The 21,847-nt window shown below is 73.0% G+C and carries 20 protein-coding genes; 17 read left to right on the top strand and 3 right to left on the bottom strand.

Annotation, left to right across the window (positions count from 1 at the left end; translation table 11 throughout):
• Positions 1-10: 10 nt before the first annotated feature.
• Entirely contained in the window at positions 11-478 is a 468-nt protein-coding gene (locus AB0N31_RS05340) for a nuclear transport factor 2 family protein (protein WP_366057010.1), read from the bottom strand.
• Between the two features lie 177 nt (positions 479-655).
• On the opposite strand from AB0N31_RS05340, the gene AB0N31_RS05335 reads away from it, so the two are divergent.
• The 11 genes from AB0N31_RS05335 (at position 656) to AB0N31_RS05285 (ending at position 12,002) form a co-directional block, all read left to right on the top strand.
• Positions 656-2,110, top strand: coding sequence for an FAD-dependent monooxygenase (locus AB0N31_RS05335; RefSeq protein ID WP_366057009.1), 1,455 nt, complete (start codon positions 656-658; stop codon positions 2,108-2,110).
• A gap of 59 nt (positions 2,111-2,169) precedes the next feature.
• A complete protein-coding gene (locus AB0N31_RS05330; protein ID WP_366057008.1) occupies positions 2,170-2,865 on the top strand; it encodes an antibiotic biosynthesis monooxygenase family protein in 696 nt (231 codons plus the stop codon).
• A gap of 143 nt (positions 2,866-3,008) precedes the next feature.
• Positions 3,009-3,338 (top strand): TcmI family type II polyketide cyclase, encoded by a 330-nt coding sequence (locus AB0N31_RS05325; RefSeq protein WP_366057007.1) that lies wholly within the window; start codon positions 3,009-3,011, stop codon positions 3,336-3,338.
• The gene (locus tag AB0N31_RS05320; RefSeq protein WP_366057006.1) at positions 3,335-4,606 is read left to right on the top strand and encodes a beta-ketoacyl-[acyl-carrier-protein] synthase family protein; all 1,272 of its coding nucleotides are present in this window, start codon (positions 3,335-3,337) and stop codon (positions 4,604-4,606) included. The genes AB0N31_RS05325 and AB0N31_RS05320 overlap by 4 nt, the downstream gene beginning before the upstream one ends.
• Complete coding sequence (locus AB0N31_RS05315; RefSeq protein WP_366057005.1) at positions 4,603-5,814, top strand: ketosynthase chain-length factor; 1,212 nt, start codon at positions 4,603-4,605, stop codon at positions 5,812-5,814. The genes AB0N31_RS05320 and AB0N31_RS05315 overlap by 4 nt, the downstream gene beginning before the upstream one ends.
• 98 nt (positions 5,815-5,912) lie before the next feature.
• Positions 5,913-6,182 (top strand): acyl carrier protein, encoded by a 270-nt coding sequence (locus AB0N31_RS05310; protein ID WP_366057004.1) that lies wholly within the window; start codon positions 5,913-5,915, stop codon positions 6,180-6,182.
• A gap of 13 nt (positions 6,183-6,195) precedes the next feature.
• A complete protein-coding gene (gene fabG / locus AB0N31_RS05305) occupies positions 6,196-6,981 on the top strand; it encodes a 3-oxoacyl-ACP reductase FabG (RefSeq protein WP_366057003.1) in 786 nt (261 codons plus the stop codon).
• 28 nt (positions 6,982-7,009) lie between these two features.
• Complete coding sequence (locus AB0N31_RS05300) at positions 7,010-7,954, top strand: aromatase/cyclase (RefSeq protein ID WP_366057002.1); 945 nt, start codon at positions 7,010-7,012, stop codon at positions 7,952-7,954.
• Position 7,955: 1 nt separating this feature from the next.
• The gene (locus AB0N31_RS05295) at positions 7,956-9,485 is read left to right on the top strand and encodes an FAD-dependent monooxygenase (RefSeq protein ID WP_366057001.1); all 1,530 of its coding nucleotides are present in this window, start codon (positions 7,956-7,958) and stop codon (positions 9,483-9,485) included.
• Between the two features lie 61 nt (positions 9,486-9,546).
• Positions 9,547-11,079, top strand: coding sequence for an FAD-dependent monooxygenase (locus AB0N31_RS05290; RefSeq protein ID WP_366057000.1), 1,533 nt, complete (start codon positions 9,547-9,549; stop codon positions 11,077-11,079).
• Positions 11,079-12,002, top strand: coding sequence for an alpha/beta fold hydrolase (locus AB0N31_RS05285; protein ID WP_366056999.1), 924 nt, complete (start codon positions 11,079-11,081; stop codon positions 12,000-12,002). Before AB0N31_RS05290 ends, AB0N31_RS05285 begins: the two co-directional genes overlap by 1 nt.
• A 13-nt stretch (positions 12,003-12,015) precedes the next feature.
• Here AB0N31_RS05285 and AB0N31_RS05280 read toward each other — a convergent pair whose 3' ends face one another.
• Positions 12,016-12,885 (bottom strand): sigma-70 family RNA polymerase sigma factor, encoded by an 870-nt coding sequence (locus AB0N31_RS05280; RefSeq protein ID WP_366056998.1) that lies wholly within the window; start codon positions 12,883-12,885, stop codon positions 12,016-12,018.
• Between the two features lie 213 nt (positions 12,886-13,098).
• Here AB0N31_RS05280 and AB0N31_RS05275 point away from each other — a divergent pair, with 213 nt between their 5' ends.
• On the top strand, positions 13,099-15,282 hold the full coding sequence (locus AB0N31_RS05275; RefSeq protein ID WP_366056997.1) for an MMPL family transporter: 2,184 nt from the start codon (positions 13,099-13,101) through the stop codon (positions 15,280-15,282).
• A 189-nt stretch (positions 15,283-15,471) separates the two neighbouring features.
• Positions 15,472-15,924: a carboxymuconolactone decarboxylase family protein gene (locus tag AB0N31_RS05270; protein ID WP_366056996.1), complete on the top strand. Its 453-nt coding sequence runs from the start codon at positions 15,472-15,474 to the stop codon at positions 15,922-15,924.
• A 70-nt stretch (positions 15,925-15,994) separates the two neighbouring features.
• On the opposite strand, the gene AB0N31_RS05265 is transcribed toward AB0N31_RS05270, so the two are convergent.
• The gene (locus AB0N31_RS05265) at positions 15,995-16,459 is read right to left on the bottom strand and encodes a VOC family protein (protein WP_366056995.1); all 465 of its coding nucleotides are present in this window, start codon (positions 16,457-16,459) and stop codon (positions 15,995-15,997) included.
• Between the two features lie 210 nt (positions 16,460-16,669).
• On the opposite strand from AB0N31_RS05265, the gene AB0N31_RS05260 reads away from it, so the two are divergent.
• From AB0N31_RS05260 to AB0N31_RS05245, 4 genes are read left to right on the top strand one after another with little or no spacing between them, the layout of a single operon-like run.
• Positions 16,670-16,996, top strand: a complete 327-nt coding sequence (locus AB0N31_RS05260) for a 4Fe-4S dicluster-binding protein (RefSeq protein ID WP_366056994.1) — start codon at positions 16,670-16,672, stop codon at positions 16,994-16,996.
• Positions 16,993-18,933 carry a hypothetical protein gene (locus AB0N31_RS05255; RefSeq protein WP_366056993.1) on the top strand — a complete coding sequence of 647 codons (1,941 nt, stop codon included), beginning with the start codon at positions 16,993-16,995 and terminating at the stop codon, positions 18,931-18,933. The genes AB0N31_RS05260 and AB0N31_RS05255 overlap by 4 nt, the downstream gene beginning before the upstream one ends.
• Positions 18,930-20,327 (top strand): amidase family protein, encoded by a 1,398-nt coding sequence (locus AB0N31_RS05250; RefSeq protein ID WP_366056992.1) that lies wholly within the window; start codon positions 18,930-18,932, stop codon positions 20,325-20,327. Before AB0N31_RS05255 ends, AB0N31_RS05250 begins: the two co-directional genes overlap by 4 nt.
• Before the next feature lie 4 nt (positions 20,328-20,331).
• The gene (locus tag AB0N31_RS05245; RefSeq protein WP_366056991.1) at positions 20,332-21,834 is read left to right on the top strand and encodes a glutamine synthetase family protein; all 1,503 of its coding nucleotides are present in this window, start codon (positions 20,332-20,334) and stop codon (positions 21,832-21,834) included.
• Positions 21,835-21,847: the final 13 nt, after the last annotated feature.

The following is a 21,847-nucleotide window of genomic DNA, read 5'->3' as shown; positions in this document are numbered from 1 at the left end:
GAGCGCCGGCTCAGCCGCGTGCGCCGGGCGGCACCCCGTCCACCCAGATCAGGGCGAACGACAGCCGGGTCAGGCGCCAGCCGTCCCGGGTGCGGCGGGCCGCGCCGCTCACCGCGGTGCCGGTGGTGAACAACTCGCCTCCCTCACCGCCGGGACGGTGCACGTGCGTGGAGACGAGATTGGCGCGCAAGGTCGCCTCGTCGCCGGCGCAGTCCACCACCGCGGGAGAATTCAGGTGCTGGGTCCGCGCGAAATGCGCCAGCGAGTTCCGATGCCATTGTGCAAGCCCTTCCATTCCCTCGTGCCGGCTCAAGGGAAACGCGACGACGGCGTCCGCGGTGAAGAGGCTTCCCGCCCACGCGTCGTCCAGTTCTTCACCGTCCAGCGCGAGGAGATAGCGGTCCAGCAGCCCGCCCACGGCAAAGGCGTCCGCCATCGCCGTGCCCGGAGCGAATGATTCAGCGTCAGTGGAGGTCATGGGCTTGAGCATGGCCCCGAAAAGACGATTCGACCAACCCCGCCTGTAGAAGATCTGACATTCTCGGCACATTTCTGTACTGGCCTGTAGAAGCCCTGTACCCATGTCTCTTTACCGCCCGGTCCGAGGCTGTCCATACTCGTGGAACATCAACCAGAAGAGGGCAGATGGGCGACGATGGACAATTATGACGCGGACGTGATCATCGTAGGTGCCGGCCCCACCGGACTCATGCTCGCCGGCGAACTCGGACTGCACGGAATTCCCACTCTCGTGCTCGACCGGCTCGCCGAGCCGATGCGGCAGTCACGCGCGCTGGGCTTCTCGGCGCGCACCATCGAGGAGTTCGGGCAGCGGGGACTGCTCGCCCGCCTCGGCGACGTCGACGTCATCCCCGCCGGGCACTTCGGCGGGGTGCCGCTCGACTACCGGGTGCTCAGCGGCGGTTCCTACGGCGCCCGGGGCATCCCCCAGTCGCGCACCGAGGCGATGCTGGCCGGCTGGGCCGCCGAGAACGGCGCCCGCATCCGGCGCTCCACCGAGGTCACCGGCCTGGTCCAGGACGACGACGGCGTGACGCTGCAGGTGTCCGGGGCCGGCGAACTGCGCGCCCGCTACGTCATCGGGTGCGACGGCGCCCGCAGCGCCGTGCGCACCGCCGCCGGGATCGACTTCCCCGGCACCGAGCCGGCCGTCGAACTGCGCTTCGCCGACATCGCCGGCGTACGGCTGCGCCCCCGCTTCGCCGGGGAGCGCGTCCCCGGCGGCATGATCATGGTGCTGCCGCTGGGCCCCGACCGCTGCCGCATCATCTACTACGACCGCGACGAGCCGCTGCGCACGAGCGCGGACCCGATCACCTTCGACGAGGTCGCCGACACCTTCCAGGAACTGTCGGGCGAGGACATCCACGCGGCCACCCCGCTGTGGGTCAGCTCCACCACCGACGTCAGCCGGCAGGCCGCCGCCTACCGGCGCGGCCGGGTGTTCCTGGCGGGCGACGCCGCCCACATCCACCTGCCGATCGGCGCCCAGGGCATGAGCGCCGGCGTGCAGGACGCGGTCAACCTCGGATGGAAACTGGCGCTCGCCCTCAAGGGACAGGCCCCCGACACGCTGCTGGACACCTACCACAGCGAACGGCACCCGGTCGGCGCCCGCATCCTCACCAACACCCTGGCGCAGCGCATCCTCTACCTCGGCGGCGACGAGATCACCCCGCTGCTCGACGTGTTCACCGAGCTCACCCAGTACGCGTCGGTGCAGCGCCACCTCGTCGGCATGGTCACCGGACTCGACATCCGCCACGAGGTGGGCCCCGGCGCCCACCCGCTGCTCGGCCGGCGCCTGCACAACGGCCGGCTGACCCACGAGGGCCGGCACACCAGCGTGTACGACCTGCTGAGCGGCGGCCGCCCCCTCCTGCTCGACTTCCACGCCGCCTTGCCGGCGGACACCGTCAAGCCCTGGTCCGACCGCGTCGACACCGTCCGCGCCGAACGCGGCGAGGGCCTGCCGCAGGCCGACGCGATCCTGGTGCGCCCCGACGGCTACATCGCCTGGATCTCGCCCGACCCCGACGCCGGCGCCCTCACCCGGGCACTGGAGCGCTGGTTCGGCCCCGCCGGGTGACCCCGCCCCGCGCCGTGCATGCCCTGCTGACCCCTTTCGACAGGAAGCGAACCCACGCCATGCCCCACATCTCCGCCCAGGACAAGCACCTGACCGTCCTCAACCTGTTCACCACCGACCAGCCGGACAAGCAGGACCGGCTGATCCAGGAGATGCGCAAGATCGTCGACACCGCGGCCTTCGACGGCTGGATCTCCTCCACCGTGCACGCCGGCCAGGACAGCCCCGGAACCGCCAACTTCATCCAGTGGCGCAGCGGCGAGGACCTGGAGAAGCGCTACGCCGGCGAGGAGTTCAAGCACCGCACGCTGCCGGTCTTCCAGGACATCACCACCTCGATCCGGCTGCTGCAGAGCGAGATCGTCTACACCCAGCGCCACCCCTCCCAGGGCGACACCACCGAGATCTCGCCCGACCGCGACGACCACACCGTCATCGAGGTCTTCACGGTCACCGAAGGCCACCAGGACGAGCTGATCGCCGAACTGGGCCAGGGCCGGTCCTGGCTCGCCGAGGTGCCCGGCTACCGCTCGCACAGCGTCTTCAAGGGACTGCGCGCCCGCTTCCTGGACGGCCCCTTCGCCGTCGTCTACTCCCAGTGGGCGAGCAAGGAGGACTACGACGCCCACCGCAACCAGGCGGACGCCGACAAGACGGAGGACCGCCGCAAGTCCGAGGCGCGCGTCGACGCCCTGAAGACCGGCAGCGACTGGAACTCCTACCGCGTCATCCACACCCGCGGCGCCGGCCAGTAACCACCGCGCCCCGCCCCGCCCGGCCGCGGGCCGGCCCACCGGCCACCCGCGCACACCCGCCCCCCCTTCGGCGGGGGCGGGTGCCCCGCCAGGGCCCCGCGCCCCTTTCCGCCCGGCCCAGCGCCCACCGCAAGGAGCCAGCCATGCACAGCACGCTGATCGTGGCCCGGATGGCGATCGACTCCCGCCACGACGTCGCCAAACTGTTCACCGACTTCGACGCCACCGACATGCCCCACCGCATGGGCACCCGCCGCCGTCAGCTCTTCGCCTACCGCGGCCTGTACTTCCACCTGCAGGACTTCGACACCGACGACGGCACCTCACGGATCGAGCAGGCCAAGGACGACCCGCGCTTCGTCGGCATCAGCGAGGACCTCAAACCCTTCATCGAGGCCTACGACCCGGCGACCTGGCGCTCCCCGGCCGACGCCATGGCCACGCGCTTCTATTCCTGGGAGGCCGGCGCATGACGCAGCGCCGCGTCGTCATCACCGGCCTGGAGGTCCTCGCCCCCGGAGGCATCGGCCGCAAGGAGTTCTGGCAGCTCCTCAGCGAGGGACGCACCGCCACCCGCGGCATCACCTTCTTCGACCCCGCACCGTTCCGCTCCCGGGTGGCGGCCGAGGCCGACTTCTGCGGCCTCGAGCACGGCCTCACCCCGCAACAGGTGCGGCGCATGGACCGCGCCGCCCAGTTCGCCGTGGTGACCGCCACCGGCGCCGTCCAGGACAGCGGCATCGAACCGGCCGCATCCGCCCCCCACCGCATCGGCGTGACCGTCGGCAGCGCGGTGGGCGCCACCATGGGCCTGGACCAGGAGTACCGCGTCGTCAGCGACGGCGGCCGCCTCGACCTCGTCGACCACCGCTACGCCGTCCCGCACCTGTACGACTACCTCGTGCCCAGCTCCTTCGCCGCCGAGGTGGCCTGGGCGGTCGGCGCCGAGGGACCCGCCACGGTCGTCTCCACCGGCTGCACCTCCGGCATCGACGCCGTCGGCTACGCCGCCGAGCTGGTGCGCGAGGGATCCGTCGACGTCATGATCGCCGGCGCCTCGGACGCGCCGATCTCACCGATCACCATGGCGTGCTTCGACGCCATCAAGGCGACCACACCGCGCCACGACGCACCCGAGCACGCCTCCCGCCCCTTCGACGCCACCCGCAACGGCTTCGTCCTGGGCGAGGGCGCCGCCTTCTTCGTCCTGGAGGAACTCGACAGCGCCCGGCGCCGGGGCGCCCACATCTACGCCGAGATCGCCGGCTACGCCACCCGCTCCAACGCCTACCACATGACCGGACTGCGCCGGGACGGCGCGGAGATGGCCGAGGCCATCCGCCTCGCCCTGGACGAGGCCCGGATGAACCCCGACGCCGTCGACTACGTCAACGCCCACGGCTCGGGCACCAAGCAGAACGACCGGCACGAGACGGCCGCGTTCAAAAAAGCCCTGGGCGAGCACGCCCACCGCACCCCGGTCAGCTCGATCAAGTCGATGGTGGGCCACTCGCTGGGAGCCATCGGCTCCATCGAGATCGCCGCCTGCGCCCTGGCGATGGAGTACGACGTCGTGCCCCCCACCGCCAACCTCCACACCCCCGACCCCGAGTGCGACCTGGACTACGTCCCGCTGACCGCCCGCGACCAGCGCGTCGACTCCGTCCTGACGGTCGGCAGCGGCTTCGGCGGATTCCAGAGCGCGATGGTCCTCACCGGCGCGCGAAGGAGCACCCGATGACCGCGGTCGCCGTCACCGGCATGGGCGTCGCCGCCCCCAACGGCCTGGGAACGGCCGACTACTGGGCGGCGACCCTCGGCGCGAAGAGCGGCATCGGCCGCATCACCCGCTTCGACCCCACCCGCTACCCCGCCCGCCTCGCCGGGCAGATACCCGGCTTCGAGGACGCCGAGCACCTGCCGGGCCGGCTCCTGCCGCAGACCGACCGCGTCACCCGGCTGTCGCTGGCCGCGGCCGACTGGGCCCTCGCCGACGCCGGCGTGGACCCGCGCTCCTACGACCCCCTCGACATGGGGGTCGTCACCGCCAGCCACGCCGGAGGCTTCGAGTTCGGCCAGAACGAACTGCAGAAACTGTGGGCCAAGGGCAGCCAGTTCGTCTCCGCCTACCAGTCCTTCGCCTGGTTCTACGCCGTCAACAGCGGCCAGATCTCCATCCGGCACGGCATGAAGGGCCCCAGCGGCGTCGTCGTCAGCGACCAGGCCGGCGGCCTGGACGCCCTGGCCCAGGCCAGACGGCTGGTGCGCAAGGGCACCCCGCTGATCGTGTCCGGCGCCGTCGACGCCTCGGTCTGCCCCTGGGGCTGGGTGGCCCAGCTCGCCGGCGGACGCATGAGCGACAGCGACGAACCCACCCGCGCCTACCTGCCCTTCGACCGCGACGCCCGCGGCCACGTGCCCGGCGAGGGCGGCGCCATCCTCATCATGGAGTCCGCCACCACCGCCCGCGCCCGCGGCGCCCGCGTCTACGGCGAGATCGCCGGCTACGGAGCCACCTTCGACCCGCCGCCCGCCGGCGGACGCGGCCCCACCCTGGCCACCGCCATCCGCATCGCCCTCGACGACGCGCACGCCGCCCCCGCCGACGTCGACGCCGTCTTCGCCGACGGGGCGGGCCTGCCCGACCTCGACCGCGCCGAGGCCCGCGCGATCAGCGAGGTCTTCGGCCCCGGCGCCGTACCCGTCACCGTCCCCAAGACGATGACGGGCCGGCTGTACTCCGGCGCCGCCCCGCTGGACGTGGCCTGCGCCCTGCTGGCGATGCGCGACGGCGTCATCCCGCCCACCGTCCACATCGACCCCTGCCCCGAGTACGACCTGGACCTGGTGCTGCACCAGCCGCGCCCGGCCACCGTGAAAACCGCACTGGTGCTGGCCCGCGGCCACGGCGGCTTCAACTCCGCGATGGTCGTGCGCGCCGGGCACTGAACCGCCCGCGCCGCACCCACCCGGCACCACTGCGCCGCACCCACCCGGCACCGCCGCGCCGCACCGGACGAGCCCGAGACGCAAAGGACACCACCGACATGACGCCCCACCGCTTCACCCTCGACGACCTCAAGCGCATCCTCCTCCAGGCCGCCGGCGCCGACGAGACCACCGCCCTCGACGACGACATCCTCGACACCACGTTCGACCTGCTCGGCTACGAGTCGCTCGCGCTGCTGGAGACCGGCGGCTGCATCGAACGCGAATACGGCATCTCCCTCGACGACGACACCCTCACCGACGCCCTCACCCCCCGGGACCTGATCGACACCGTCAACGAGCGGCTGGCCGCCGCCCGTGTGGCCTGAGAGGACACCCGACATGACACAGACCGCCCCCCGCGTCGCGCTCGTCACGGGCGCCACCAGCGGCATCGGCCTGGCCACCGCCCGCCTGCTGGCCACCCAGGGACACCGGGTGTTCCTGGGCGCCCGCACCGAGTCCGACGTCATCGCCACCGTCAAGTCCCTCAAGGAAGAGGGCCTCGAGGCCGAGGGCCAGGCCCTCGACGTGCGCGAGGCCGCCTCCGTCACCGCCTTCGTCCAGGCCGCCCTCGACACCTTCGGCCCCGTCGACGTCCTGGTCAACAACGCCGGCCGCTCGGGCGGCGGCGTCACCGCCGACCTCACCGACGAGCTGTGGGACGACGTCATCGACACCAACCTCACCAGCGTCTTCCGCATGACCCGCGCAGTCCTCACCACCGGCGGCATGCGCGGCCGCGACCGCGGCCGCATCATCAACGTCGCCTCCACCGCCGGCAAGCAGGGCGTGGTCCTGGGCGCCCCCTACTCCGCCTCCAAGCACGGCGTCGTCGGCTTCACCAAGGCCCTCGGCAACGAACTCGCCCCCACCGGCATCACCGTCAACGCCGTGTGCCCCGGCTACGTCGAGACCCCCATGGCGCAGCGCGTGCGGCAGGGCTACGCCGCCGCCTACGACACCACCGAGGAGGCGATCCTGACCAAGTTCCAGGCCAAGATCCCCCTCGGCCGCTACAGCACCCCCGCCGAGGTCGCCGGCCTCATCGGCTACCTCGCCTCCGACACCGCCGCCTCCATCACCTCCCAGGCGCTCAACGTCTGCGGCGGACTCGGCAACTTCTGACCGCCCCGACGACCAAGGAGCAGCTGTCATGACGACGCGTGAGGTCGAGCACGAGATCACCATCGGCGCGCCCGCCGCCACCATCTACCGCCTGCTGGCGGACGTCAGCCACTGGCCGCAGATCTTCCCGCCCACCATCCACGTCGAACACGAGGCGACGGGCGAGAACACCGAACGCATCCGCATCTGGGCCACCGCCAACGGCGAGGCCAAGAACTGGACGTCGCGCCGCACCCTGGACCCCGAGGGCCTGCGCATCACCTTCCGCCAGGAGGTCACCACCGCCCCCGTCGCCGCGATGGGCGGCACCTGGATCGTCGAACCCCTGGGCCCCGGCACCTCCCGCGTGCGCCTGCTGCACGACTACCGGGCCGTCGACGACGACCCCGGCGACCTGCGGTGGATCGACCAGGCCGTGGACACCAACAGCACCGCGGAACTGGCCGCGCTCAAGGACAACGTCGAACGCGCCCACGCCGCCGAGACCGACGACCTGGTCTTCTCCTTCACCGACACCGTCCACATCGACGGCGCCCCCAGGGACGTCTTCGACTTCGTCAACGAGGCCGGCCGCTGGCCCGAACGGCTGCCCCACGTGGCCACCGTGCGCTTCGAGGAGCCCACCCCCGGACTGCAGACCCTGGAGATGGACACCCGCGCCAAGGACGGCTCGGTGCACACCACCAAGTCCCACCGGGTCGCCTTCGCACCGAGCAAGATCGCCTACAAGCAGGTCACCCTGCCCGCCCTGATGACCCTGCACACCGGGGTGTGGACCTTCACCGACACCGGCCGGGGCACCACCGAGGCCAGCTCGCAGCACACCGTCTGCCTCAACACCGCCACCATCGCCAAGGTGCTGGGCGACCAGGCCACCGTCGCCGACGCCCGCGCCTACGTGCACAGCGCGCTGAGCACCAACAGCCGCGCCACCCTCGGGCACGCCAAGGACTACGCGGAGCGGAAGAACTGACATGGCCGCGCAGCACCCGGACCCCGCCCACCGGGCCGCAGCCGCCCCCACCGCCGTGCTGCACACCCAGGTCATCATCGTCGGCGCCGGACCCGTGGGGCTCCTGCTCGCCGCCGAACTGTGCCTGCGCGGCGTGCGGGTGTCCGTCGTCGAGCAGCGCCACCGCCCCACCAAGGAGTCCCGCGCCTCCACCCTGCACGCCCGCACCATGGAGATCCTCGACAGCCGCGGCCTGCTCACCGACCTCGCCGGCCCGCCCCACGAGGCCCGCGGACACTTCGGCGGCATCCCCCTCGACCTCACCCTGCCCGGCCCCCACCCCGGGCAGTGGAAGGTCCCGCAGACCAAGACGGAGTCGGTGCTCGAGGAATGGGCGCTCTCCCTCGGCGCGGACATCCGCTGCGGCCACCGGCTGCAACTGCTCGACCTGACCCAGGACGGCGAGGCCGTCGAGGCCGAAGCCGTCGGACGCGACGGACGCCCCGTCCGGCTGCGCGCCCGCTACCTCGTCGCCTGCGACGGCCAGGACTCCACCGTGCGCCGGCTGACCGCCGCCGACTTCCCCGGCCAGGACGCCACCCGCGAACTGCTGCGCGCCGACGTCGACGGCATCACCATCGCCGACCGCCGCTTCCAGCGGCTGCCGGGCGGCCTGGCCATCGCCGCACGCCGCCCCGACGGCGTCACCCGCGTCATGGTCCACGAGTTCGGCACCCCCGCCCGCCCGCGCACCGGCCCCCCGCAGTTCGAGGAGATGGCCGCCGCCTGGCACCGCGTGACCGGCGAGGACATCAGCGCCGGCAAACCCCTGTGGGTCAACCACTTCGACGACGCCAACCGCCAGCTCACCCACTACCGCCACGGCCGCGTGCTGTACGCGGGCGACGCCGCCCACCGCCAGATGCCCATCGGCGGCCAGGCCCTCAACCTCGGCCTGCAGGACGCCTTCAACCTCGGCTGGAAACTCGCCGCCGTCGTCGCCGGCCACGCCCCCGCCCACCTCCTCGACACCTACCACGACGAACGGCACGCCGTCGGCAGCGCCGTCCTGGCCAACATCCGCGCCCAGGCCGCGCTCCTGCTCGGCAGCCGCGACGTCGAACCCCTGCGCGCGGTCCTGGCCGAACTGATCGACCACGAACCGGTCCGCACCCGCCTCGCCGGGATGATCAGCGGCCTCGACATCCGTTACGACACCTGCGGCCCCGGCCACCACCTCGTCGGCCGCCGGCTCCCGCACGCCCGGCTGCGGGTGGGCGGCTCCACCTGCACCACCGCCGAACTCCTGCGCTGCCCCGGCGGACTGCTGCTCGGCCTCGACGGCCGGGTGCCGGCCGTGGCCGAACGCTGGTCCGACCGCGTCGAACTGGTCGCGGCCCGCCCCGAGACGGGCGGCGAACTGGACGGGGTGGCCGCCGTGGCGGTGCGCCCGGACGGCTACGTGATCTGGGCGGCCGGGGCCGGCACCGACCCGGCCGCCGCAAAGACCCTCCCGGCCGTGCTGGAGCACTGGTTCGGCACCCCCCGCTGACCACCCCCGCCCGCCCGGCGGGCCGACGAACCCACCACACCCCAGGAGAGGCAGGACACCCATGGCAGGCACAGCGGTGGACACCGACGTCATCGTGGTCGGCGCCGGACCCACAGGACTGATGCTCGCAGGCGAACTGCGCCTGGGCGGAGCCCGCGTCACCCTCGTCGAGCGCCTCACCGAGCCCACGGGGCAGTCCCGCGGCCTCGGCTTCACCGCCCGCGCCATGGAGGTGTTCGACCAGCGCGGCCTGCTGCCCCGCTTCGGACAGGGCGACACCCTCGCCGTCAGCCCCCTGGGCCACTTCGGCGGCGTGCAGTTCGACTACACCGCCCTTGAGGACGCGCATTTCGGAGCCCGCGGAATCCCGCAGAGCCAGACCGAGGCCGTCCTGGAGGACTGGGCACGCCGGCTCGGCGCCGACATCCGGCGCGGCTGGGAGGTGACCGGCCTGTCCGAGGGCTTCCTCGACGGCGACCACGTCGAGATCACCCTCGCCACGCCCCGGGGCCCCCGCCGCCTGCGCGCCGCCTACCTGGTGGGCTGCGACGGCGGACAGAGCGCCGTGCGCAAGGCGGCCGGCTTCGACTTCCCCGGACTGCCCGCCGGCCGCACCATGTTCCTGGCCGACGTCGTGGGCTGCCACCTCGAGCCCCGCTTCCTGGGCGAGCGGCTGCCCCACGGCATGGTGATGGCGGCACCCCTGAAGGAAGGCGTCGACCGCATCATCGTCTGCCCCCACGGCACCCCCGCCCGCGACCGCGACGACACCGTCACCTTCGCCGAGGTCGCCGCGGCCTGGCAGCACATCACCGGCGAGGACATCAGCGCCGGCAGCGCCGAATGGGTCAGCTCCTTCAGCGACGCCACCCGCCTGGCGAGCCAGTACCGGCGCGGCCGGGTCCTGCTGGCCGGCGACGCCGCCCACATCCACCTCCCCGCCGGCGGCCAGGGACTGAGCACCGGCGTGCAGGACGCGGTCAACCTCGGCTGGAAACTGGCCGCCACCGTCCGCGGCACCGCCGGCGCCCACCTGCTCGACACCTACCACGGCGAACGGCACCCGGTCGGACAGCGGCTGATGATGAACACCCGCGCCCAGGGCACCGTCTTCCTCGGCGGCGAACAGTCCGACCCGCTGCGCGCCCTGTTCGCCGAACTCCTCGCCCACGACGCGGTCAAGAAGCACCTCGCCGGCATCGTCAGCCACCTCGACATCCGCTACGACGTCACCGCCCCCCACACCCCCGACACCGCCGGCGCCCACCCCCTGCTCGGCCGCCGCCTCGCCAAGCGCCCCCTGACCGGCGCCGACGGCGAGACCGACACCTTCCGCCTGCTGCACCCGGCCCGCGGCGTCCTGCTCGACCTCGCCGACGACCCGGCGGTGCGCGAGACCGCCGCCCGCTGGAACGGCCGCGTCGACACCGTCACGGCCGCCGCCAAACCGGCCGAGGGCACCACCGACGTCCTCGCCGGCCTGGACGCGGTCCTGGTGCGGCCCGACGGCCACGTGGCCTGGACCTCCGACGGTTCCCCGCACGCACTCGCCGACGCGCTGGACCGCTGGTTCGGCGACGGGCGCGCCGCCTAGTGGCGGCGGCCCGCGCGACGCCCACGGCCGGCCGGCACCCCGACCGCGGCGCCGGCGACGTCCGCGAGATCGTCCTCGACGCAGCCGGCACCCCCCTGTCCGCCCTGCTGAGCCAACCCGCCGCCGGCCCCCCGCGCGCCACCGTCGTGGCCGTGCACGGCGGCGGGATGACCGCCGGATACTTCCACGGACAGGCACGGCCGGAACTGTCCCTGCTCCACCTGGGAGCCCGGCTGGGCTACACCGTGCTGGCGGTGGACCGCCCCGGCTACGGCAGCTCCGCCGCCGCGCTGCCCGACGGGCTCGGCGTCACCGAGCAGACCCCGCTGCTGCACGCCGCCCTCGCCGACTTCACCCGCCGCCACCCGGCCGGCGCGGGCATCCTGCTGCTGGCACACTCCTTCGGCGGCAAACTCGCCCTCTCCCTCGCCGCCCACGCCCAGGACGGCGACCCGCTGCTCGGCGTGGACGTCTCCGGCTGCGGCCGCCGCTACACCCCGGCCGCCGCCGCCGACGTACGCGCCGGCCGCACCGCGGACCAGCGCCGGCACTGGGGGCCGCTGCGGCTGTACCCGCCGGGCACCTTCCGCACCGGCGCCGCCGTGGTCGCGCCCATGCCCGCCCGCGAGGCCGCCGACCTGGCGCACTGGCCGCACCTGTTCGCCCGCCTCGCCCCCCGGGTGCGGGTGCCGGTCCGCGTCACCTTCGCCGAGCACGAACGCTGGTGGCGGCACGAGGACGCCGAACTCGCCGCCCTGGCAGCCGAGTTCACCGCCTCCCCGCGCGCCCTGGTCGAACGCCAGCCGGACGCCGGGCACAACATCAGCCTGGGCTGGGCGGCCCGCGCCTACCACCTGCGGGCCCTGGCGTTCCTGGAGGAGTGCCTGCCTCCCGACCCCGCCGCCCACGCCCCCGGCAGCTGACCCCGGGCGGGCCTCAGCCGTCGAGGACCACCACGTCCAGCTCCCGCAGCCGCTCGGGCTCGGCCACCAGGTCGATCGCGGTGATCCTCCCGTCCTCGAGGGTGAAGCGGAACACCACGATCGGCCGCACCTTCGACTGCCACACCGCCCCCACCGACCCGTCGACCAGCGCGATCCGCGCCGCCTCCGCGCCGCCGGAGAACACACTCGCCACGTCCCGGGCGCCCTGGGTGAGCGGAGCCGCACCGATGCGCACCGCCGTGTCGTCGGCCCGCATGGCGGCGTCCGGGGCCAGCAGCGTCAGCAGGCGCTCGAACTCGCCGTTGCGCGCGGCGGTCAGGAACGCGTCCACGATCTTGTGCTGGCGCCGCAGGTCCGGCAGCGGAGAGGCCCCGTGCACCCGCCGGCGGGCCCGGCTGGCCAGCTGGCGGGTGGCCGCCGGGCTGCGCCCGATGATCGAGGCGATGTCGGCGAACGGCACCGCGAACGTGTCGTGCAGGACGAAGGCGAGCCGCTCGTCCGGATCGAGCGTGTCCAGCACCACCATCAGCGCCAGACCGACGGAGTCCGCCAGCATGGCCGCCTGCTCCGGATCCGCCCCCTCCTGCGAACGGGGCCCGGCCGAGGGGTCGGCGTGCTCCTCGAAGAACTCCTCACGGCGGCTGCGGGCCCGCAGGATGTCCAGACAGACCCGGCCCACGACCGTGGTGAGCCAGCCGTCGAGGTTCTCCACGGAGTCGGTGTCACTGCGGTGCAGCCGGATCCACGCCTCCTGCACCGCGTCCTCGGCCTCGTCGCTCGAACCGAGCATGCGATGCGCCACGGCGTGCAGCCGCGGACGCTTCTCCTCGAACGTGCGTGCCAGGCGTTCGTTCTCCTGCATGACCACCGTCGTCCCCTTCGATCCCGGTCGATGTGTGACCCGCGCCTGTCACATCTTCGCGCCGCCGGCCGTCATAGCAGTGACGAACGGGACCATCCGCGTGTGACGGGATGCGGTCGCAGGCCACGACAGGGCGCCGCGCCCTGCCGCGCTCTCTCCCGGATTCCGCTCGGAGCCCCCGAGAGCAGGCTCCCCGACCCTTTGTGAGCAGCCATGACGACCTTACGACCAAGAAAAATCACCCGCAGCGACAACCCGAACACGCAGACCGGGTTCCTGCCCCGCTACGCGACGCTGGTCAGCGGCCGCCGCTCGAAGTGGGCCGTGCTGCTGATCTGGTTCGTGCTGATCGCCGCGGGCGGATCCCTGGCCGCCAAACTCGGCGACGTCCAGGACAACGACCCCGAGACGTGGCTGCCCTCCAGCGCCCAGTCGACCCAGGCGGTCGAACTGGCGGAGAAGTACTTCGCCGACAAGGACAGCAGCACCGCCGTCGTCGTCTACGCCCGCACCGGCGGACTCACCGCCGCCGACCGGGAGAAGATCGCCGCCGACCGCGGCACCCTGCAGGGCGACGTCGCCGTGGGCGACGTGAGCGAGCCCCAGGTGTCCGCGGACGGCAAGGCCGCCTTCCTCAGCTACCCGCTGCGCACCAGCCCCAGCGACAACGCGGTGCTCACCGACGCCGTCGGCACGTCCGAGGACATCGTCAAGGAAAACGCCCCCGACGGCCTCGACATCCGCATCGCCGGCGAGGCCGGCAGCGTCCGCGACTTCGCCGAGGTCTACAGCGGCATGGACGGCGCCCTGCTGGGCGCCGCACTCGCCGTCGTCGCCGTACTGCTGCTGCTCACCTACCGCAGCCCGGTGCTGTGGCTGGTCCCGCTGCTGACCGTCTTCCTGGCCAGCCAGGTCGCCAGCGGCGTGGTCTACCTCCTGGCCGAACACGCCGGCCTGCTCGTCAACGGGCTCAGCGCCTACATCCTGATGATCCTGTGCGTGGGCGTCGGCACCGACTACGCCCTGCTCCTCATCGCCCGCTACCGCGAGGAACTGCACCGCCACGAAGACCGCCACGACGCGATGCGCATCGCCGTGCGCCACTCGATGCCGGCCCTGACGGCCTCCGCGGCCACCGTGGCCCTCGCCACCCTGTGCCTGGTCTTCGGCAGCATGAACTCCACCCGCGGCCTCGGCCCCGTCGTGGCCATCGGCATCGCGGTGGTCTTCGCGGCGATGACCTCGCTGCTGCCCGCCCTCCTCGTCATCCTCGGCCGGTGGACGTTCTGGCCCTTCGTGCCCCGCCACACCCCCGGCCCCGCCGCGGGCGTGGAGAAGGAACACGGCACCTGGGCCCGCGTGGCCCGGGCCGTGGGACGCAGGCCCCGCCTCATCTGGGCCGCCTCCCTCGGCGTCCTGGCCCTCCTGGCCCTGGGCACCACCACGGTGCAGACCGGCCAGACCCAGGCCGAGCAGTTCACCAAGACCGTCGACTCCGTCGAGGGCCAGCGCCTGCTCGCCGCACACTTCCCCGCCGGATCGGCGGCCCCCGCCGACATCTACGTACCCGCCGAGGCGGCCGACGCCGCACTGCGGGCCGTCCAGGACGTCACGGGCGTGGAGTCGGCCGCCACCCAGCGCACCGCCGGCGGCTGGACCCACCTGACCGCCGTGTTCGAGGACGCCCCCGACACGACGGCGGCCCAGGACACCGTCGAGCGGATGCGCACCGCCCTCGACAAGGCACCCGGCGACAGCGCCGACGCCGTCGTGGGCGGCCAGACCGCCATCGCGCTCGACACCGCCGACGCCCAGCGCGACGAGGAGATGCTGCTCATCCCGCTGATCCTCGCGGTGGTCCTGCTCATGCTGGTCCTGGTGCTGCGCGCGGTGGTCGCCCCGCTCGTCCTGCTCGCGTCGGTGGTGCTCTCCTACGCCGCCGCCGTCGGCGCCGCCTCCCTGCTCTTCCACGCCATCGACTACCCGCGCATCGACCGCGGACTGCTGCTCATCGGCTTCCTGTTCCTGGTCGCCCTCGGAGTGGACTACACGATCTTCCTGATGGCCCGGGCCCGCGAGGAGGTCCGGCTGCGCGGACACCGCGAGGGCATCCTCACCGGCCTCACCGTCACCGGCGGGGTCATCACCTCCGCGGGCGTCGTCCTGGCCGCCACCTTCTGCGTCCTGGCCGCCATCCCCACCGTGGCCTCGCTGCAGCAGGGCCTGCTCATCGCGATCGGCATCCTCCTGGACACCTTCCTGGTGCGCAGCCTGCTGATCCCTGCCCTCTCCCTCGGCATCGGAGCGCGCATCTGGCGCCCGGGCCACCCCGAGGACGAGGCGCCGCCGCCCGGCGAGCGCCCCTCACAGACCGCCCGCGTCGACGTCGGCGCCTGACCGACGCGCCGGACGGAAAAAGGGGCGCCGCGCCGAATCCCCCGCGGCGCGGCGCCCCCTCACCCACCGCGCGGCACGGCCGGCACACCCCCGCCGGCCTGCCCCTGTCACACTCACCCGCCCCCGTTCGTCATAGAAGTGACCCCGCCTGCCAGCGGCGTCGGATATTGATCGATGAGAGGAATGACCATGGAAGCGCGCCTGCAGAACCCGGCGATGATCCTCGGGGCCACGCAGCCCATCCAGGAGATGTACAAGGCCATCTACTCCGGCGGCGTCTCCAAGACGACCCTCGACCTGGTCCACCTGCGCGCGAGCCAGATCAACGGCTGCAGCCCCTGCGTGGACTCCGGTGCCCGCGGCGCCCGCAAGGCCGGCGAGACCGAGGAGCGCCTGTTCGCCGTCGCCGCCTGGCGCGAGACGTCCTACTTCACCGACGCCGAGCGGGCCGCGCTGGAACTGGCCGAGGCCGCCACCCGCCTCGCGGACCGCAGCGACCCGGTGCCGGACGACGTCTGGGAGCGCGCCGCCGCCCACTACGACGACAAGGGCCTCGCCGCCCTCACCCTGATGGTCGCCCTGACCAACTTCTTCAACCGCCTGAACGTCACCACCAAGCAGATCGCCGGCGCCTGGGGCTGACCGGCCCCCGACACCGGTCAGGCCCGGCCCACCGCACGGTGGACCGGGCCTGACCCGTGCGGCGGGCGGCTCACTGCCGGCGGGCCCGCCGCGACGGCACCAGATTGAGCCGCCACGCCACGTTGAACCGGTCGGTCAACCACGCGAACCGGGCACTGAATTCATACGCCCCCGCCGGCATGATGACCTCACCCTTCTCGGAAAGCGCCGTGTAGAGCCGGTCGAATTCGCTTTCCGATCCGCACTGCACGTATATCGCCGTCGCCGGGGAGAACGTATACGACTCCCACGGCGCCAGGTCGTATCCCACCGCCCCCGGCGGCGGCATGTTCGTGCACATGAACATCTGCCCGTCGAGCGTGAAAAGGGCGTGCTGCAGCGTTCCCTCCTCCCACCCCGCCTCGCCGGCCCGGGCCCGGATCATCCGGTGCACCTCACTGTTGTCGAAGAGCGAGGTGTAGAACTGCAGCGCCTCCTCGGCGTCACTTCTGAAGGCCAGGAACGTCATGAGTTTCGGCGCCGGCGTCGCAGGCATCGCGGCTGCTCCTGTTCGTGGTCGGTGGGGCCCGGGCGGTTTCCCCCCGACGACGGTATCCACCGGACGCCGCTGTTCAACCGGGCAATTCGCCGGTTGAACAACGGTCCAGCACGCCACCACCGAAGCTCATGGAGTCATCGAGACGACGCCGTAACGATGTGGGCGGCAGTGATGGTCGTGCCGAACCGACCCGAAGGGTGAGTGTCCGTGAGCGAGAACGCATTGTCGGCGGCGCGATCCGCCCGTTCCGAGCGGATCGCCGCGCGGACTCGCGGCGAGAACTGGAAGAAACCACCGCGCCGCATAGAAACCTCCGAGTGCATCACCTGCGACAGCTGCCTGCGCAGTTGTCCCGAGGAGTTCGGCGCCATATTCGACCGCGGCCTGGACGTCGTCATCATTCCCGAACTGTGCTCGGGCTGCCCCGCCTGCGTGCTCGAGTGCCCCGTCGACTGCATCTACGTCGACGAGGACTGGACCCCCACCGACGCCGGCCTGTGGAGCCACGTCGACCTGTCCGCGAGCCCCTCGTGAGCGGGTCCGCGGAGCGCGAGAGCCGCCGCGCCGCCAACGCCAGAAAGCGCATCAGCCGCCGCCCCAGCAGGCTCGGCACGCCCGCGGGCACCGCACCGGGACCCGACCGCACCCGCGAGCCCCACGCCGGATTCCCCGCACTCCTCACCCGCGTCTGGGAACAGGCCCGCACCGCCCCCGATGTGCGCACCTCCGTGGACATCCTGCTCAGCCTCGACGGACACGTCCCCGCCGACGTCCAGCTGCGCGCCCTGAGCACCCGCGACCAGGCCGCCCTCAAAGCCCTGTGGCAGCTCACCTGGCGCCCCGACAGCCCCCCCGCCGACCCACCCGGCACCGGCACCGCGCCGGCCGCCGACCTCGTCGAGACGGCCGACGAGGAACCGGTGTTCACCGGCGAACTGGCCCTGGCCACCAGCGGCCGCATCGTCCTGCGCACCCCCGCACAAGGCCCCCTCGACCGGCGGGAACTGGTCGGCGGCGTGCTGCGCGTGCCGTGGTCGCTGCAGGCCGCCCGCACCTACCACGCCGAGATGAACCGCGCGGCCGCCCGCACCGCCCGCACGATCGCCGACTGCCGCACCTGGCTGGACCGCCAGGGCGACAAGGGCCGCGACGAACTCCTGGAACAGGCCAAGGAAGCGGCCCTGCGCACCGCCCCCTTCGTGCTCTACCAGGAGCACCGCCAGTACACCAACTTCCGCGACCAGAACAACCTCACCGGCAAGACCCTGTGGCCCGGACACCCCGACTGCGCCCTCAGCAGCCTGCAGCAACTGCCCCTGGAACTGTGGTCGGACAACGACGTCCAGCTGGTGGTCGGCCTCACCCTCCTCATCCGCTCGGCCGGCTTCGGCCGGATCGAGGAGGCCAACGGCACCCAACTGGGCGTGGACCACGTCGCGGCCATGCTGGAACGGGTGCGCCGCTCCTACAACAGCGTCCCCGGCGACCCCGTCCACCCCGCCGCCTCGCACGGCGTGGAGGACCTCAAAACCCTCGCCGAAGCCCTCGGCGCCCGCCGCCGGCAGGTGATCGAGCAGGCCCCGCTCTACCGCGAGATCCACGGCGCGCTGATGCACAAGGTGGAACGCATCGCCACCGACACCGCCGGCGCACGGCGCCGCGACGAAAAGATCAGCGCGCACCTGGCCGAGCGCCTCCCGCTGCGCGGCGCCACCCTCGACGAACTCGGCCGCAGCGCCGCCGCCGCCCCCACCTGGCTCGCCCGGCCCCACGGCGCGTTCGCCACCGGCCTCGAAGCCCTGGTGCACGAGACCGTGACGGCCGCCGCCGAGGTCTTCGCCGCCGACTTCGCCATGAGCCGCGGAATGCGCTCACTGCCCGCCCTGATCAGCGCCCTGCGCACGGAGAGCTGGGCGCGGATCTGCGACTGGGACATCACCCGCTACTTCTGCTGCGTGGTGCCCCACCCCCGGGCCCGCACCCACTTCGACGGCTCGCTCCCGGCCACGGCCGACGCGGCCTGGGCGATGTCCTCCCGCATGCAGTACAACTCCTGGCACTTCGTCCCCGGCAACCTGCCCCGCCACCCCGCCGTGCTGGCCCGCGACCACTTCGTGCCGCCGACCCTCCCCGACGTCGCGTTCTTCTCCGACCAGCACCACCACGGCCACGTCACCAACAAGGTGCGCTTCTCCATCCGTTCCCCCCAGCCCGTCGAGATCGCCGGACGCACCTTCAACGGCTTCGTCGACCTGCGCCTGCTGCGCTGCGCCGGCACCCCCTTCACGGAGGCGGACCTGCTCGCCGCCCACCGCGCCTCCCGCCTCCTCGCCACCGCCACCCACCTGGCCGCCCGGCTCACCGCCGACGGCACACCCGTCGAGGTCACCGCCTTCGACGCCGGATGGCACTGGCGCACCATCACCGGCACCGACACCGCCCGCCCCGGCCCCCCGGACACCACCCGATGACGGCCCCCGGCATCGGCGAACTCACCGCGCGCCTGCGCCGCGGGGAGATCACCGTCGTCGAACACGTGACGTCCGTCCTGACCGCCGTCCGCGAACGCGACACCCTGGGCGCGTTCGTCACCGCCGCGGGCGAGGAGGCCCTCCAAGCCGCCGAACACGCCGACCGGCGCATCCGCGCCCACGGAGACGACGCCTGGCGCACCGCCCCGCTGCTCGGCGTCACCGTCTCCGTCAAGGACCTCCTGCAGACCCGCGACCTGCCCACCACCCGCGGCTCCCTGCTCACCAACCGGCGCCCCCGCCAGGACGCCCCGGCCGTCGCCCGGCTGCGCAAGGCCGGCGCCGTCGTCATCGGCAAGACCACCACCTCCGAGTACGGCTGGAGCGCCGCCACCCTCGGCCGCGTCGCACCCCCCACCGCCAACCCCTACGCGCCGCACCTCACCGCCGGCGGCTCCAGCGGCGGCGCCGCCGCCGCCGTGGCCACCGGCCTGGGCGAAGGCGCCCTGGGCACCGACGGAGCCGGCTCCATCCGCATCCCCGCGGCGTTCTGCGGAGTGGCCGGCTACAAACCCTCCTACGGCAAGGTCCCCTACGTCCCCAACGGCGTCGACCGCCTCGCCCACCAGGGAACCCTGGCCCGCACCGTCGCCGACGCGGCCGCACTGGCCGCCGTCATCACCGGACCGCACCCGGCCGACCCCGACTCCGGGCTCGGCTCCATCGACCTGCCCCGCGACAGCCGCAGCCGGCGCATCGGATGGATCGAGTACGACGGCACCACCGACGAGATCCGCAAGGTCACCGAACAGGCCATGGACGCCCTGACCGGCCAGGGACACCAGGTCGAACGGGTCCACGTGCGCTGCGACGACCTCTACCCCGCCCTCGTCGACATCCTCGCCGCGGCCGAGGCGGCCGGCACCCCGGAACAGGACGAGCACGCCTGCGACCCCGGCCGACTCGAGATCGTCCGCTACGGACGCACCCTCAGCGCCGCCGCCCTGATGCGGGCCGAGGAGGTCCGCCAGGGCCTGCGCACCCGACTGCGCTCGGTGATGAGCCGCTACGGCCTGCTGGCCATGGCCACCGTCCCCATCGAACCCTTCGACGTGCGGGCCATCGGACCGACGTGGGCGGCCGACCCCCGCGACCTGCTCTGGCTGGCCTGGTCACCCGCCTCGTACCCCTTCAACATGACCGGCCAGCCCGCCGTCACCCTCCCGGCCGGCCTGACCGGCTCCGGGCTGCCGGCCGGGGTGCAGCTCGTCGGACCCGTCGGGGCCGACGACCTGGTCCTCAAGGTCGCTCACCGGCTGGAGGCGGAGCTGGGAACGCTGCCCCCGCCCCGCGCCCGGCACGAGCTCGTCCCCGCCACCGAAAGGACCCTCTGACACCATGTACACCCGGTCATGGCACCCGGTCTCACCCGAGGACGCCGTCGGCACCCCCTCCTTCGTCTCCGACCACGGCCTGTGGACCCCGGAGCAGTTCGCCGCCGCCGAACGGATCGAGGCCGACCTCGCCGGCCTCGACCTCGTCCGCCTGGTCTTCCCCGACCCGCACGGCCTGGCCCGCTCCAAGACACTGACCGCGAACGCCTTCCGCTCGGTCCTGCGCAACGGCATGAACTTCAGCCCCGGACCCTTCCTCTTCGACACCGGACACGCCATCGCGGTCGACTTCCTCGGCGAACCCGGCCTCGGAGTGGAGGAGATCGCCGGCGCCGGCAACTTCATCCTGGTGCCCGACCCGCTGACCTTCCAGACCCTGCCCGGCACCGCACCGCGCACCGCCTGGGTCATCGGCGACGAGTACCTGCGCGACGGCACCCCCCACCCGCTGTCCTCACGCGCCGTGCTGCGCGAACTCGACGCCGCCTACACCGCCCGCGGCTACTCGGCGGTGGTGGGCCTGGAGGTCGAGTGGTACCTCACCCGGCGCCTCGACGACGCCCCGGGCCACGAGGGCAACGGCTTCGGCCTGCAGGGCAGCGCCCCGCGCGTGGCCCCCCTCAACGCCGGCTACCAGTTCAACCTGGACGCCCGCTACGACTCCGTCGCCCACATCACCGACCCGCTCGCCCTGCACCTGAGCGCCCTCGGCCTGCCCCTGCGCTCCATGGAACACGAATCGGGCCCCGGCCAGGTCGAGTCCACCTTCAGCCCCATGTCCGCCCTCGACACCGCCGACGCGATGCTGCTGTTCCGCACCACCACCAAACGCTGGTGCGCACAACGCGGCCACCACGCCTCCTTCATGTCGCAGCCGCGCCTGCCCGCCTTCGATCCCAGCGGCTGGCACCTGCACCAGTCCGTGCGCGACAACGCCACCGGACGCAACCTCTTCGCCGCCGAAGGCCCCTCCGGCGGCCCCTCGGCCGAAGCCAAGGCCTACGCCGACGGCCTGCTGGCCTACAGCCGCGAACTGTTCCTGCTGTCGGTGCCCACGGTCAACGGCTACCGGCGCCTGGACGCCCGGCACGCCCTGGCCCCCACCCGCATCGACTGGAGCGTGGAGGACCGCACCGTCATGCTCCGCATGGTCGGCGGCGGCACCGGCGCGCACATCGAGAACCGCAGCGCCGAACCGTGCGCCAACCCCTACCTCGCCATCGCCGCCCAGCTCTTCGCCGGCCTCAAGGGCCTCGACGGTACGGCCGCCCCCCACCCCGGCCCCGCCGGGGCGGCCGCCCAGTTCGTGCCGCAGTCCCTGGACGAGTCCCTCGCCGCGTTCCGCGCCGGACGCGCCGAGCAGCTCCTGGGCCGGCCCCTCACCGCCTGCCTGACCAAACTCAAGGAGAGCGAACTGCGCCGCTACGACACCTGGCGCGCCACCACCGGCACCGACGACGGCCAGGTCACCGACTGGGAGCAGCGCGAGTACTTCGAAGCCTACTGACCACCGGCAGAGA

Source organism: Streptomyces sp. NPDC051051 (genome assembly GCF_040682975.1).
Taxonomy (GTDB): domain Bacteria; phylum Actinomycetota; class Actinomycetes; order Streptomycetales; family Streptomycetaceae; genus Streptomyces.
The sequence above is the reverse complement of the archived record's forward strand: the minus strand, read 5'-3'. Positions and strand labels throughout refer to the sequence as shown.

What these genes read in the sequence shown, in the direction of transcription:
- AB0N31_RS05280 (WP_366056998.1), bottom strand. Translation starts at nt 12,885, where the DNA reads ATGCAGGAGAACGAACGCCTGGCACGCACGTTCGAGGAGAAGCGTCCG.
- AB0N31_RS05270 (WP_366056996.1), top strand. Translation starts at nt 15,472, where the DNA reads ATGGAAGCGCGCCTGCAGAACCCGGCGATGATCCTCGGGGCCACGCAG.
- AB0N31_RS05310 (WP_366057004.1), top strand. Translation starts at nt 5,913, where the DNA reads ATGACGCCCCACCGCTTCACCCTCGACGACCTCAAGCGCATCCTCCTC.
- AB0N31_RS05325 (WP_366057007.1), top strand. Translation starts at nt 3,009, where the DNA reads ATGCACAGCACGCTGATCGTGGCCCGGATGGCGATCGACTCCCGCCAC.
- AB0N31_RS05265 (WP_366056995.1), bottom strand. Translation starts at nt 16,459, where the DNA reads ATGCCTGCGACGCCGGCGCCGAAACTCATGACGTTCCTGGCCTTCAGA.
- AB0N31_RS05315 (WP_366057005.1), top strand. Translation starts at nt 4,603, where the DNA reads ATGACCGCGGTCGCCGTCACCGGCATGGGCGTCGCCGCCCCCAACGGC.
- AB0N31_RS05295 (WP_366057001.1), top strand. Translation starts at nt 7,956, where the DNA reads ATGGCCGCGCAGCACCCGGACCCCGCCCACCGGGCCGCAGCCGCCCCC.
- AB0N31_RS05340 (WP_366057010.1), bottom strand. Translation starts at nt 478, where the DNA reads ATGACCTCCACTGACGCTGAATCATTCGCTCCGGGCACGGCGATGGCG.
- AB0N31_RS05245 (WP_366056991.1), top strand. Translation starts at nt 20,332, where the DNA reads ATGTACACCCGGTCATGGCACCCGGTCTCACCCGAGGACGCCGTCGGC.
- fabG (WP_366057003.1), top strand. Translation starts at nt 6,196, where the DNA reads ATGACACAGACCGCCCCCCGCGTCGCGCTCGTCACGGGCGCCACCAGC.
- AB0N31_RS05330 (WP_366057008.1), top strand. Translation starts at nt 2,170, where the DNA reads ATGCCCCACATCTCCGCCCAGGACAAGCACCTGACCGTCCTCAACCTG.
- AB0N31_RS05290 (WP_366057000.1), top strand. Translation starts at nt 9,547, where the DNA reads ATGGCAGGCACAGCGGTGGACACCGACGTCATCGTGGTCGGCGCCGGA.
- AB0N31_RS05335 (WP_366057009.1), top strand. Translation starts at nt 656, where the DNA reads ATGGACAATTATGACGCGGACGTGATCATCGTAGGTGCCGGCCCCACC.
- AB0N31_RS05250 (WP_366056992.1), top strand. Translation starts at nt 18,930, where the DNA reads ATGACGGCCCCCGGCATCGGCGAACTCACCGCGCGCCTGCGCCGCGGG.
- AB0N31_RS05300 (WP_366057002.1), top strand. Translation starts at nt 7,010, where the DNA reads ATGACGACGCGTGAGGTCGAGCACGAGATCACCATCGGCGCGCCCGCC.
- AB0N31_RS05275 (WP_366056997.1), top strand. Translation starts at nt 13,099, where the DNA reads ATGACGACCTTACGACCAAGAAAAATCACCCGCAGCGACAACCCGAAC.
- AB0N31_RS05320 (WP_366057006.1), top strand. Translation starts at nt 3,335, where the DNA reads ATGACGCAGCGCCGCGTCGTCATCACCGGCCTGGAGGTCCTCGCCCCC.